Origin of the sequence: Dyella psychrodurans (assembly GCF_003363265.1) — a bacterium.
Lineage (GTDB): Bacteria > Pseudomonadota > Gammaproteobacteria > Xanthomonadales > Rhodanobacteraceae > Dyella_B > Dyella_B psychrodurans.
The window spans coordinates 429,797-443,297 of sequence record NZ_QRBF01000002.1; the positions used below are offsets into that span (position 1 = coordinate 429,797).

The 13,501-nt window shown below is 61.1% G+C and carries 11 protein-coding genes and 2 tRNA genes; all 13 read left to right on the plus strand.

The window, feature by feature from the left end; translation table 11 throughout:
- Positions 1 to 29: 29 nt before the first annotated feature.
- The 13 genes from DWU99_RS08095 to motB all read left to right on the plus strand — a co-directional run bounded on the left by DWU99_RS08095 (position 30) and on the right by motB (position 13,486).
- Positions 30 to 1,214, plus strand: coding sequence for a sensor histidine kinase (locus DWU99_RS08095; protein ID WP_115477499.1), 1,185 nt, complete (start codon positions 30 to 32; stop codon positions 1,212 to 1,214).
- Positions 1,211 to 1,813, plus strand: coding sequence for a response regulator transcription factor (locus DWU99_RS08100; RefSeq protein WP_115477500.1), 603 nt, complete (start codon positions 1,211 to 1,213; stop codon positions 1,811 to 1,813). Before DWU99_RS08095 ends, DWU99_RS08100 begins: the two co-directional genes overlap by 4 nt.
- 639 nt (positions 1,814 to 2,452) lie before the next feature.
- Positions 2,453 to 2,521: transfer RNA gene (locus tag DWU99_RS20975), tRNA-OTHER, on the plus strand.
- 1 nt (position 2,522) lies between these two features.
- Positions 2,523 to 2,590: transfer RNA gene (locus tag DWU99_RS08105), tRNA-Asn, on the plus strand.
- Between the two features lie 402 nt (positions 2,591 to 2,992).
- Positions 2,993 to 4,117, plus strand: coding sequence for a slipin family protein (locus tag DWU99_RS08110; protein ID WP_115477501.1), 1,125 nt, complete (start codon positions 2,993 to 2,995; stop codon positions 4,115 to 4,117).
- A 95-nt stretch (positions 4,118 to 4,212) separates the two neighbouring features.
- Complete coding sequence (locus DWU99_RS08115) at positions 4,213 to 5,430, plus strand: RtcB family protein (RefSeq protein WP_115477502.1); 1,218 nt, start codon at positions 4,213 to 4,215, stop codon at positions 5,428 to 5,430.
- A 125-nt stretch (positions 5,431 to 5,555) separates the two neighbouring features.
- Positions 5,556 to 6,587, plus strand: coding sequence for a tRNA preQ1(34) S-adenosylmethionine ribosyltransferase-isomerase QueA (queA, locus tag DWU99_RS08120; protein ID WP_115477503.1), 1,032 nt, complete (start codon positions 5,556 to 5,558; stop codon positions 6,585 to 6,587).
- Positions 6,588 to 6,691: 104 nt separating this feature from the next.
- Positions 6,692 to 7,846: a tRNA guanosine(34) transglycosylase Tgt gene (tgt, locus tag DWU99_RS08125; protein ID WP_115477504.1), complete on the plus strand. Its 1,155-nt coding sequence runs from the start codon at positions 6,692 to 6,694 to the stop codon at positions 7,844 to 7,846.
- A gap of 254 nt (positions 7,847 to 8,100) precedes the next feature.
- Positions 8,101 to 8,433 (plus strand): preprotein translocase subunit YajC, encoded by a 333-nt coding sequence (gene yajC, locus DWU99_RS08130; RefSeq protein ID WP_115477505.1) that lies wholly within the window; start codon positions 8,101 to 8,103, stop codon positions 8,431 to 8,433.
- A gap of 83 nt (positions 8,434 to 8,516) precedes the next feature.
- On the plus strand, positions 8,517 to 10,409 hold the full coding sequence (gene secD / locus DWU99_RS08135) for a protein translocase subunit SecD (protein ID WP_115477506.1): 1,893 nt from the start codon (positions 8,517 to 8,519) through the stop codon (positions 10,407 to 10,409).
- A gap of 12 nt (positions 10,410 to 10,421) precedes the next feature.
- The gene (gene secF, locus DWU99_RS08140) at positions 10,422 to 11,387 is read left to right on the plus strand and encodes a protein translocase subunit SecF (protein ID WP_115477507.1); all 966 of its coding nucleotides are present in this window, start codon (positions 10,422 to 10,424) and stop codon (positions 11,385 to 11,387) included.
- Positions 11,388 to 11,621: 234 nt separating this feature from the next.
- Positions 11,622 to 12,491, plus strand: coding sequence for a flagellar motor stator protein MotA (gene motA / locus DWU99_RS08145; protein ID WP_115477508.1), 870 nt, complete (start codon positions 11,622 to 11,624; stop codon positions 12,489 to 12,491).
- Positions 12,488 to 13,486 (plus strand): flagellar motor protein MotB, encoded by a 999-nt coding sequence (gene motB / locus DWU99_RS08150; RefSeq protein WP_115477509.1) that lies wholly within the window; start codon positions 12,488 to 12,490, stop codon positions 13,484 to 13,486. The genes motA and motB overlap by 4 nt, the downstream gene beginning before the upstream one ends.
- Positions 13,487 to 13,501 lie beyond the last annotated feature (15 nt).

A 13,501-nucleotide genomic window follows, 5' to 3' on the forward strand; every position in this document is an offset into this window, starting at 1 on the left:
GGGAAAGTGCTGGTGCGGGGTAAGCAAACATGACCATCCATGCCGCCGTTCGAAACTGGTTTACGCCGGCGCCGGATTCCTATGCCGCGCGCAGCGTGCGCCGCGGCAAATCGCCTTGGGTGGATGCGATACACCTGCTGTGGTCGATATGGGTATTCATCATCCCCGCGTTCGACCATTACACGTGGCAGTGGGGAGTGATCACGCTCGTCACCTATCCGCTCTTCCTGGCGTTGTACGCGAAGACTTGCGTGGCATCGCAAAAGCAGACGCCGATGTATGCGCTTTCGATGATCGCGCTCTGCTTCGCGTTGATGCCCTGGTACGCCAGCAGCTTTTGTTACTTCATCTATGGCTGCGTGATGCTGCGCAGTTGCCGCTTCGAGTTGCGCACCTACATGGCGACGCTGGCCACGCTCAACCTCATATTCGTGGGTGAGGCCTTGTTGCTGCATTATCCGTGGCAGTCGGTGGTGTCGATTCCTGTCACGTCCTTCATCATCGGCATCATCATCAAAGCCGAGACGACGACTGAGGAAAAGGATGCGGAGCTTCGCCTTTCGCACGATGAAGTGCGCAGATTGGCGGCAACGGCCGAGCGTGAGCGCATCGGACGAGATCTGCACGATCTGCTTGGTCATACCCTCTCGTTGATCACCTTGAAGCTTGAGTTGTCGCGCAAACTTTTCGACCGCGATAGCGCCGCCGCAAAACGTGAGCTGGAAGAAGCCGAGCGCGTTGCTCGCCATGCACTTGCCGAAGTGCGTGCAGCCGTAACGGGCATTCGTTCTACCGATCTGGCTGCTGAGCTGGCTTCCGCACGTTTGTTGCTGGAGTCCTCGGCAGTGCATCTGGATTGCGGCAATCTGCCGGATTCGCTGCCGCCGGATGTCGAGCGCGGGCTCGCACTGGTCATTCGCGAAGCTACCACCAATATTCATCGACACGCGGAGGCTTCGGAAGCCAGCGTGCGCTTTACCAGGACGGCGGAAAAATTGGATATGCAGATCTGCGACAACGGACGCGGCGGACTCGCCACGCATGGCAATGGCGTCAACGGCATGCACGAACGCGTTCGTGCGCTCGGCGGCAACATGCAGATCGATTCGCCGCCACGTCGCGGTACACGATTGCTGATCAGCGTTCCCTTGCGAGCGCACCGGCATATCGAACACGTGGCCGGCGATTCGGAATCGTTGCGGGGTGCCGCATGATCCGCGTCCTGTTGGCCGAAGATCAAGCGATGGTGCGTGGCGCGTTGTCGGCGTTGTTGAATCTCGAATCGGATATCGAAGTGCTTGGTTCCGCATCTGACGGCGAATCCGCATGGCGCGAAGTGCAGCGGCTGAAACCGGATGTGCTGGTGACGGATATCGAAATGCCAGGCATCACCGGGCTCGAACTCGTGCAGCGCATACAGCGCTACGAATTGCCGGTGAAGTCGATCATCGTCACCACGTTCGCGCGGCCCGGCTTTTTGCGTCGCGCGCTGGATGCGGGAGTGTCTGGTTACTTGTTGAAAGACGCGCCCGCGGAAAATCTCGCCGAAGCGTTGCGCACGGTGCACCGCGGCGGTCGCTCGATCGATCCGCAACTGGCCTTGGAAGCCTGGTCCGAAGCCGACCCGTTGAACGATCGCGAACGGCAAGTATTGCGCTTCGCTGGCGAAGGATTATCGGCGAGCGATATCGCCACGAAACTCAATCTCTCGCACGGCACCGTGCGCAATTATCTTTCCGAAGCCATCGGTAAGTTGGGTGCGGCCAACCGTATCGAGGCATATCGATTGGCGCGACAAAAAGGCTGGTTATAGGAATTATTCTTAATCATTAAAAATTCACTTGCATTGCGAATTTTGCTCGCGTAATGTTCGCCTCCTTCGCCAATATCGGCGATTTAACCTGCGGAATTTTTCATGACGTATCACTTCGCCAACGCTGCTTTGCCATCGCGACTGAATCGCGATGCGATGCCGTGCGCGGTAATTGAACGCCATGCGCCGCGCAAAGGTTTCTTCCTGAAAGACTGATCTCGCTCGTGGAGATCGGTCACCCCGATCTCCCGAGGCAGCGCGAACGCCCTCGGGTCGCCACACCCGGGGGCGTTTTGTTTTGGGCGTTCGAGAAGGATGCGCATGCATCGAAAAATGTTTTGGAATGCGATTTCCGGAAGTTTTCTTCCGCCCTGAAGCATCCGGTCGTGCAAGCGGCCGAGGCATAGGCGCGGCTGCGACAAGCGCATGTGCGCTGCGCCTGGATGCTTCGGCGCGGGCGGTGCGGGAATCGAATTTCATCACTTTAGGCGTTTTCGCCTTAATGCATTGCCGATTTGAAAGTCGGTAATACGCAGCATTAATCGGCAGGTTTTCAGCGGTTCGGGTTCCAAGGCCCGTCCGGTGCGCGCGGCTGTGCCGCCAGCGTATGCCGAGGCATGTACGAGAGTGTTGCGACTGTGACGTTAGCTTAGAGGTCAAGCAGCGGTGTATGCCGTGCACGCCGGTTCGATTCCGGCACGTCAACCACTGGATAGCTCAGTTGGGTAGAGCATCGGACTGTTAATCCGAGTGTCGCGGGTTCGAATCCTGCTCCAAACAGGGAATGCGAGTTCCCTCACAACGGAAACACCTCATGCGTTGCCTGGCGCGATGGCCAGGGAAGGCTTTCAGCCAGACAGCGCAGCGAGTATGGAACCGGATGTTTGCCCCGAATGCGCGCGGGTGATCGTCGAGAGATGTTTATGCGGCGTGCCGTATCGACAGATCGAAGCGACAACCTCCACGCACAAGGCGTGATCGTCCCGCGCCACATTCGTGCAGAGGTGTTTCCACCTTATTCGATGTTGTCGACGCTCGTTCAATATCGGGCGCGATGGTCCCGCGAGGGAGGCGGCACTGCGCCGTCGATGTGTTGAACAGGTTATCCCGCGGGAACGGTCCATCCGCGCGAATGGCCAAATCACATGGACCAAGCCAGGAATGAAAAGGAGTATTCCCATGTTCTGGATCAAGCAAATCGTGATCGGCGACGGCGAGCGCGGTTTGCTGTATCGCAACCGTCGACTGCAAGCTGTACTGCAAGCGGGCGTGTACCGCTACTTCGATCCGTTCGATCGGACCGCGGTCGTCGTGCACAACGTGGCCCGTCCGGAATACGCCGGCAATGATGCCGAGGTGCTGATGGGTTCGATGGACGCCAAGTTGGCCGCGCATTTCGTGCTGGCCGACGTCGCTACGGATCAGGTTGGTCTCGTGTTGAAGAACGGCAAGCTCGAGGACGTGCTGGTGCCGGGTACGCGCAAGCTGTACTGGAAGGATCTGGTACCGGTTGAGGTGCGCCTGGTGTCGATGGCCGAAACGTTGGATGTCGATGCCGATGTGCTCGGTCGTCTGCGTCAGCTCGGTGTGCTTGCCAAGGTCGCCGTGACGGTCGACGTGCCGGTCGAGTCGGCGGGCCTGCTGTTCGTCGATGGCAAGCTGGTGCGTACGCTGAAGCCGGGTGCTTATGCCTTCTGGAATTTCCGGAAGAACGTGGCGGCCGAGGTGATCGACCAGCGCGTGCAGTCGCTGGAAGTGTCAGGTCAGGAACTGTTGACCCGCGACAAGGTGAGCCTGCGTGTGAACCTTGCGGCGAGTCTGCGCGTGGTCGATCCGGTCGCGGCGCGTACGAAGGTTGCCAAGTACGGTGACTATCTGTACCGCGAGTTGCAGTACGGACTGCGCAAGGCGGTATCGGCCAAGACGCTCGACGAACTGCTCGGCGACAAGGCCTCGCTGGATGCCGACATCTTCGCGTACGTACACGGGCGCGTCGGTGAGTTGGGCCTGGAAGTGCTCGGCGTGGGTGTCAAGGACGTCATCCTGCCGGGCGACATGAAGGAGATCCTCAACAGCGTGGTGCAGGCGGAGAAGGCGGCGCAGGCCAACGTCATCCGTCGTCGCGAGGAGGCGAACGCAACCCGTTCGTTGCTCAACACCGCCAAGCTGATCGAGGAAAGCCCGACGCTGATGCGTTTGAAGGAGCTGGAGGCTCTGGAGAAGGTCACCGAGAAGATCGACAAGCTGACCGTGTTCGGCGGCCTGGATGGCGTGCTGAACCAGCTGGTGACCCTGAAGCAGTAAACCCGGCGCGACAAAGGGAATTGTCGCGCCGGACTAACACATGGAACACAGCAACTCACTCCGCCCTTAGGCGGGTGAGTCTTAGGATGAACGTTATGGAGACTCAATACGAATTACTGCACGCCGAAGGCAGCGCTACACCCATCAAGGGCTGGGTGCGCGGCGTGCCGCTGGAAGATCAGGCGCATCGTCAGCTGCAGAACATCGCCGCGCTGCCGTTCGTCGGCCCCTGGGTGGCGGTGATGCCGGATGTGCATCTGGGCAAGGGCGCAACCGTCGGGTCGGTCGTGCCAACTCGCGGAGCGATCATTCCCGCTGCCGTGGGCGTCGACATCGGCTGCGGCATGGCTGCCGTGCGGACCACGCTGCGCGCGAGCGATCTGCCCGACAACCTTGCGCAACTGCGTTCGAGCATCGAGCGTGGCGTCCCGGTCGGTAACGGTCGTGGCGGCGATCATCACCGCGTGCCCGACAGCATTGAAACGTGCTTGGTGGAATCGGGGCTGATCGAGCGTCTGGACACGATCAAGGCGAAGCATCGCAAGATCCGCACGGACAAGATCGACCGTCAGCTCGGTACGCTCGGCGGCGGCAATCACTTCATCGAAATCTGCCTCGACGAGACGGGTGCCGTGTGGGTGATGCTGCATTCGGGCTCGCGTGGCACCGGCAACCTGATCGGCACGTACTTCATCGAGCGTGCACGTGAAGAGCTGGCGCAGCGTGTGCTCGGGTTCCATTTGCCGGACAAGGATCTCGCGTTCTTCATGGAAGGCGAGCCGCTGTTCGACGATTACGTGGAGGCCGTGTCGTGGGCACAGGATTATGCGCGTCGCAACCGCGAGGCGATGATGGCGCGAGTGCTCAACGAAATGCGTCACCGTCTGCCCAAGTTCCAGTTGGAGAAGATGGCCGTGAACTGCCACCACAACTATGTGCAGCGCGAGACGCACGGCGGCGAATCGCTGCTCGTAACCCGTAAGGGCGCGGTCAGCGCACGGGAGGGCGAATTGGGCATCATTCCGGGCAGCATGGGCACGCGCAGCTACATCGTGCGTGGCAAGGGCAACCCGGAAAGTTTCCACAGCTGCAGTCATGGCGCCGGTCGTGTGATGAGCCGTACCGCCGCGCGTCAGAACATCACGCTCGCTCAGCACCGCGAAGCGACGAAGCATGTGGAGTGCCGCAAGGACTCCGCGGTGATCGATGAATCGCCGGCGGCCTACAAGTCGATCGACGCCGTGATGGCGGCGCAGACCGACTTGGTGGAAGTGCTGCACACCCTGCGCCAGGTGCTGTGCGTGAAGGGTTGATGGGCATGCCTGCGCCGCCTCGTCGAGGCGGCGTTTTTTTTGAGGAAAGGATGGGGGCGCGGGGTTTTCGCGGCTCATCACGCCGGTTTGCGTGATAATGCGCCATTCGATGTCGATCCCGAGCCGTGAAAAAGTCTGATTTCCACTTCGAACTGCCGCCTGAGCTGATCGCACAGGCGCCGTTGGCCGAACGCAGCGCGAGTCGCCTGTTGCTGCTCGACGTGCCGGCGCGCACCTGGCGGGATCGCATGTTCCGCGAATTGCCTTCGTTGCTGCGCAAGGGCGATCTTTTGGTGTTCAACGACACGCGCGTGCTTCCGGCGCGGTTGTATGGACATAAGCCGAGCGGCGGCGCGGTGGAGATCCTGATCGAGCGTGTGACCGGGGCGCATGAAGCGACCGTGCAACTCGGCGTGAGCAAGAAGCCGCGCGTGGGTACGCATATCATCCTGGCCGACGGCAGCTGGGCCACGGTGCTGGGACGCGACGACGCTTTCTTTCATCTTCGATTCGAATCCCCCGAGCCGCTCGAACGTCTTTTGCAGCGCCTGGGCGAGATGCCCTTGCCGCCGTATATCTCGCGACACGCGGATGCCAGCGATCTTGAGCGCTATCAGACGGTGTATGCGCGCGAGCCCGGAGCGGTGGCTGCGCCCACGGCCGGGCTGCACTTCGACGATCGTCTGCTGACGCAGTTGCGCGAAAAAGGCGTGGATTTTGGCTATGTCACGCTGCATGTCGGCGCCGGTACGTTCCAGCCGGTGCGCGTGGAGGATCTTTCGCACCATCAGATGCATCGCGAATGGTTGAACGTCGGCGCGGGATTGGTCGATCAGATTCACCGCACGCGCCGCACCGGCGGACGAGTGATCGCCGTCGGGACCACGGTATTGCGTGCGTTGGAAAGTGCGACCGTGGACGGTGTGCTGCGCCCGTTTGCGGGCGAGACGCAGATTTTCATTTTCCCCGGTTATCGCATCACCAGCATCGATGGCTTGGTGACCAACTTCCATCTGCCGCAGTCGACGCTGCTGATGCTGGTCTCGGCGCTGGCGGGGCGGGAGTTCATCCTGGGTGCCTATGAGCATGCGGTGAAACAGCGTTACCGCTTTTTCTCCTACGGGGACGCGATGCTGATTCTTCCGCAGGGCGGGTAACCGCCCTGTCTGTCGTTGACGAGCCAAGGCAAATGGGCGCTGCCTTGGTGCCCGATTCGGGGGTGGTCAAAGCGCAAATGTCGCGGACACGCGATAATGGGCGAATGACTGCCATGCATTTCGATCTTTTAGCCACCGACGGCCCCGCGCGCCGTGGACGCCTCACCTTCGAGCGCGGCACCGTGGAAACACCGGCGTTCATGCCGGTGGGCACCTATGGCTCGGTGAAGGCCATGACGCCGCGCGACTTGGTCGAGGTGGATGCCGAGATCATCCTGGGCAACACGTTTCACCTGTTCCTGCGGCCCGGCCTGGACATCGTCGGCGAGTTCGGCGGCCTGCATAAGTTCATCGGTTGGAAGGCACCCATCCTCACCGATTCGGGCGGTTTCCAGGTGTTCTCGCTGGCCCACAAGCGCAAGATCACCGAACAGGGCGTGACCTTCGCCTCGCCGGTGGATGGTTCGAAGGTGTTCCTCTCGCCGGAGGAGTCGATGCGCATCCAGACCGTGCTGGATTCGGATATCGCGATGATCTTCGACGAATGCACGCCCTATCCGGCTACGGAAAAGGTCGCCTCCGAGTCGATGGAGTTGAGCCTTCGCTGGGCCGAGCGTTCGCGTCGCGCCTTCGACGATTTGAAAAACCCCAACGCACTGTTCGGCATCGTGCAGGGCAGCGTGTACGAAAACCTGCGTCGGCGGTCTGCGGAGGGCCTGGTACAGATCGGTTTCGACGGCTATGCGGTCGGCGGCCTGGCGGTGGGCGAGCCCGAGGCCGAGCGCAATCACGCGCTGGATTTCACCGTGCCGCTGCTGCCGCAGGATCGCCCCCGCTACCTGATGGGTGTCGGACGGCCTGAAGACATCGTGGAAGCCGTGCGGCGCGGCATCGACATGTTCGATTGCGTGATGCCCACGCGTAATGCCCGCAATGGCTTCCTGTTCACCTCGGAAGGTACGTTGCGTATCCGCAACGCCAAGTTCGCCAACGACACACGCGTGATCGAGGAAGGCTGCGACTGCTACGCCTGCAGCCAGGGCTTCAGCCGCGCCTATCTGCGCCATCTCGACCGCTGCAACGAGATCCTCGGCAGCCAGTTGGCCACGATCCACAATCTGCGCCATTACCAGCGCTTGATGGCGGGTCTGCGCGATGCCATTGCCGCCGGCTCGCTGGGTGATTTCGTGACCGAGTTCTACGCGCGTCGGCAAGGGGGCGAGTACTCCCTCTCCCCTTCGGGGAGAGGGCTGGGGTGAGGGGGCAATCTTGCGAGGAATCGGCTGACCGCAGTGAACTTTTCGGCTTCGTCTTCGGACAAAGCCGGGAGTATTCGGCGAGATTGGCCCCTCATCCCAACCTTCTCCCCAAAGGGGGAGAAGGGGCAAAAGCAATGACTTCCTCCCAGAGGCAGGGGCGAACGCAAAAAGCCGTACTCATGGCATAATCCAAGGTCTTTTATTGGGCACGCGGCGAAAATTCCTGCTGCGGCCATAACTTGCGGGACAAACCAATGACTTTTCCGACCACTTTCGTGCTGGCGCAGGCGGCGCCGGGTGCCGCGGCCAACGGCGGCCTCTCCATGATCATCATGATGATCGTGCTGTTCGGCGTGATGTATTTCATGATGATCCGCCCGCAGATGAAGCGGCAGAAGGAACACCGGCAGTTGCTGTCGGGTCTGTCCAAGGGCGACGAGGTGGTCACCAATGGCGGCATCGCCGGTCGCGTCGATGACGTGGGCGAGACCTTCATCACGGTCGAGATTGCACCGAACGTGAAGATCAAATTGCAGAAGAGTGCGGTCCAGCAGGTGCTGCCGAAAGGCACGCTGAAGTCGTCCTGACCGTTCCGCCGCGCGGTACGGTTTCCCTCGATTAATTCACGCTACTCCGCGGCCAGACGCTGCGGTTATTACGGATGCAAGGCATGAGTGATTTTCCACGCTGGAGATACTACCTGGTCGCCATAGTGCTGGTGATCGGCACTCTGTATGCGTTGCCCAACCTGTACCTGGCGAAGCCGGCGGTGCAGGTGTCGGCGAGCCACACTGCGCCGGTCGATCAGGCCTTGCAGCAGAAGATCGCGTCGGCACTCCAGGCCGCCAAGATCCCGTACCAGGAAGAGAGCATCAAGCACGACAAGAGCCGCGGCGATTACGTGCTGGTCGGCTTCACCAACGGCGACCAGCAGAAAAGCGCGGCCGATACGCTGAGGCCGCTGCTGGGTGACGATTACACCGTCGCCTACAACCTGCAGTCGACCGTGCCGACGTGGCTCAGTGCCATCGGCGGCCGCTCCATGCCGCTGGGCCTGGATTTGCAGGGCGGTGTGCGCTTCCTGATGGCGGTCGATCAGAACGACGTCATTGATAAGCAGGAAACGCGCTACACGCAGGACATCGCCGCGCTGCTGAAAGACAAGAAGATTTCGTTCGTCTCGGTCGCCCGCAATGCGACCCGCGGCCAGGGCGTGATCATCGTGCTCAATTCCGCGGCCGATCGTTCGGCTGCCAGCGATGCCATCGCCACCGAGTACACCGATCTGAATGTTACCGACGGTACCAACACGGGCGATCGTTACATCCTCAACGCGGTGATCAAGCCGAACAAGCTGCAAGATCTGGCCATCGCTGCGATCAGTCAGAACCTTGCCACCTTGAGCAACCGCATCAATGCGCTCGGCGTGTCCGAGCCGGTGATCCAGCGGCAGGGTGAAGATCACATCACCGTCGAGCTTGCCGGCGTGCAGGACCCTGCCGAAGCGAAGAAAGTGATCGGTGCCACGGCGACGCTGGAATATGTGGCCGGTCTTGGCGACGGCCGCGATCCGGCAGTGCAGGAAGCCGCGAAAACCGGCAACATCCCGCCTGACGCCCATCTCTATTACGGCACGCGCGGCGAGCCTTACCTGGTCAGCAAGACGCCCATCGCCACCGGCGATGAGCTGGTCGACGCCGCATCGGGCAACGATCAGCAGACCGGTTCGCCGATGGTCAGCGTGACGCTGAATTCCTCCGGCGCCGCGAAGATGCTCGACTTCACGCGCGACAACGTCGGCAAGCCGATGGCGGTGGTCTACATCGAGCGCACGACCGACACCAAGATGGTGAACGGCCAGGAAGTGCGCACGCCCAAGACCACGTACACCGTGATCAACTACGCCACCATCCAGGGCGTTTTCAGCAACAAATTCCAGACCACCGGCCTTGAGAGTTCGAAGTCGGCTTCCGAGCTGGCGCTGATGCTGAAAGGCGGTTCGCTGGCGGCCTCGATGGATATCGTGTCCGAAGGCGTGATCGGTCCCAGCCTGGGCCAGGACAACATCGACAAAGGCCTGAAGGCCGTGTTGCTCGGTCTCGGCCTGGTGCTGGTGGCTGCGGCGATCTACTACAAGCTCTTCGGCCTGGTGGCGGACGTCGCACTGTTCTTCAACCTGGTGATCCTGGTGGCGGTGATGTCGATGATCGGCGTGACCCTCACCATGCCGGGCATCGCCGGTATCGTGCTGACGCTGGGCATGGCGATCGACGCCAACGTGCTGATCTGCGAACGCGTGCGTGAAGAACTGCGCAACGGCTCCACGCCGCTGGCATCGATTCGCGCCGGTTACGAGAAAGCATGGGCGACGATTCTCGACGCCAACGTCACCCACCTTATCGCCGCGCTGGCGTTGACCACGATGGGTTCCGGCCCGATCAAGGGCTTCGGCGTCACGCTGCTGATCGGTATCCTGACCTCGATGTTCACCTCGGTCACGGTTACGCACGCCATCACCGCGCTGATTCACGGCGGCCGCAAGCTCAAGACGCTGTCGGTGTAATCGGGGGATAACATGGAAATTTTCAATCACAACAGCAATATCCACTTCCTCCGTATCCGCAAGTTCACGGTCGGCATCGCGGTGCTGCTGATGCTCGTGTCGATCGGGCTGCTCGCCACGCGCAGTCTGAACTACGGTCTGGACTTCACCGGCGGCGTCAGCATCGACGTGACCTACGATCAGCCGATCATGGTGGAAGACGTGCGCGCCGCGCTCGACAAGGGCGGTATCGATAACGCCATCGTGCAGAGCGTGGGCGGTACCCGCCAGGTTTCGATCCGCTTCCAGCCCAAGGACGACAAGCATTACACCTTGCAGGAAGGCAAGTCGCCCAATCTGGATCTGATCGCCGGCGACGTCTCCAAGGCGCTGCAGGCCTCGCGCCAGGATGCCAAGATCGCCGGCCGCAACTACGTCGGCCCGCAGGTGGGCGAGCAGTTGCGCAGCGACGGTGTTACCGCGGCGATCTTCGTGATCATCGGTATCGGTATCTACCTGTGGATCCGCTTCGAGCGTCGCTTCGCCATCGCCGCGCTGGCGACCGAGGTGCACGACGTGCTCGTGACGCTTGGTGTCATTTCGCTGGTGCAGCGCGAGTTCGACCTCACCGTGCTGGCATCGGTGTTGGCGGTGATCGGTTATTCGATCAACGACAAGGTGGTGGTGTTCGACCGTATCCGCGAATTGTTCCGTTCCTCGCGCAAGGCCGATCCGGAAGAAGTCCTCAACCGTTCCATCAACAGCACGCTGTCGCGAACCATCATCACCTCGTTGTTCACCAGCATCGCGATGGCCGCGCTGTATTTGTTCGGTGGTCCGACGGTGCACGGCTTTGCGGTGACGATGCTGATCGGCATTCTGGTCGGTACCTTGTCTTCGATCTTCGTCGCCAGCCCGATCCTGCTGTGGCTGGGCGTGTCGAAGAAGGACCTGATGCCGGTCACTCGCGAAAACCCGGAGCTGGCACGTCGCCCCTGATGGCTGGCGATAGGCAGCTTCACCTCAACGGCCCGGTTATCCGGGCCGTTTTGTTTTGCGCGTGTGACAAAGCGGTTGCACGTTTTTGCATGCCGAATGTGACGCTGCGTGTCACTTGCCTGCACGGAAAGCGAGCGGCTCCCGTATTTCCGCACATCATTGCCGCTCAGCCTTAACTTTATCGAACGGCGGTCGATAAGCGGTGAGAGACATGGTGTCCTGAATGGAGTCCACATGCTTGTCCTGGTCGGATCGGTGCTCGTGTTGTCCTGTGTGCTGGGCGGTTATCTGCTCTCGCACGGGCACATCCTTGCGTTATGGCAACCCAGTGAGCTGATGATCATCGGCGGCGGTGCGATAGGCGCTTTTCTCTCGGCCAATCCAGCCAAGATCGTGAAGGAAGCGCTGCGCAATATCGCGGCCCTGTTGAAGGGGCCCAAATACCGGAGGCAGGATTACGTCGACCTGCTTGCATTGCTCTACGACATCTTCGGCGTGATTCGCAAACAGGGGTTGCTGGGGCTGGAGTCGCACATCGAAGATCCGCAGGCGAGTTCTCTTTTCAGTGCCTATCCGCGCCTGGTCAAGGAACACGACCTGATTGAATTCATCACCGATTGCCTGCGCCTGATCGTAGGCGGCAACATGAATCCGCACGAGCTCGAGCAGTTGCTGGAAGTGGAACTGGAAACGCATCAGCAGGAAGCCGAGGCACCGGCACTGGCAGTGATGAAGCTGGCCGATGCATTGCCTGGCTTTGGCATCGTGGCGGCCGTGCTCGGTATCGTAACCACCATGTCGCAGCTCGGCGGCGATACGTCGCAGATCGGCGAACACATTGCGGGTGCGCTGGTGGGCACCTTTCTCGGCATCCTGCTTTGCTATGGCTTCGTCGGTCCGCTCGGCGCGGCGATGGAAAATCGCGTGCAGGAAGACGGCCGGGCGTTCGAGTGCGTGAAGGTCGCCTTGTTGGCGAGCCTGCGAGGTTATAACCCGAAGGTGTCGGTGGAATTCGCGCGCAAGACACTGTCGCCGCAAACACGACCGAACTTCCAGGATTTCGAAGAGCATCTCAAGGGCGCGCGTGCCGGAGCGTCGGCGTGAGCGAGCAGGACGGCGAGCAACTGATCGTCGTTCGCCGTGCACGCCGCAAGCGTCACGGCCATCATGGCGGTGCGTGGAAGGTGGCCTATGCCGACTTCGTGACGGCGATGATGGCGTTCTTTCTGGTGATGTGGCTGATTGGTGTCGGCACGAAACAGCAACGCGCGGCCATCGCGGAGTACTTCAAGAATCCGAGCATGACGCCCGGCAACGCGCCCATGGCGCCACCCGGCAAGGTCGGTCCCGGCGGTGCCAGCGACAGTGCGATCAAGCTGGGCGGCGCGATGGATATGCCTCATGGCCCCGGCAAAGACCGTCGCGCATCGCGATCGGCCGCGCCCGATGAGGTGGAAAAGCAGGCGCGCGAGCAGGAAAAGCAGCGACTTGAAAACCTGATGCAGCAGTTGCACGCCGCCATCGAAAAAAGCCAGGCGCTGGAGCCCTTCAAGGATCAACTGTTGCTCGACATCACGCCCGAAGGCCTGCGCATCCAGATCGTGGACAAGCAGAACCGTCCGATGTTCGATACGGGAAGCGCCATGTTGAAGCCTTACACGGTGGCGATTCTGCACGAGCTGGCCAGTTTCATTAACCAGGCGCCCAACAAGATCAGCATTTCTGGTCACACCGACGACGCGCAGTACCTGGGCGAGGCCGGATACAGCAACTGGGAGTTGTCGGCCGATCGCGCCAATGCCGCGCGTCGCGCCTTGTTGGGCGGCGGCCTGGTTTCCGAGAAGATTGCGCGCGTGGTCGGTCTTGCCGATTCGGTGCCGTTCGACAAAGTCGTTCCCAGCGATCCGATCAACCGTCGCATCAGCATCATCATGATGACCAAGCAGGCGCAGGATGCGGCGATGTCGCAGGAGGAGGGGGTCAGCGTGCCGCCGACATCGCCGAACACTTCCGCAGCGGCGTCGCCCTCGCCCGCGGCAACGCCGGGTACGCTGCCACCGGTCGCAACGATTACGTCTGTTTCGTCGGGTGCGCCATAAGCAGGAGCGTCGAGC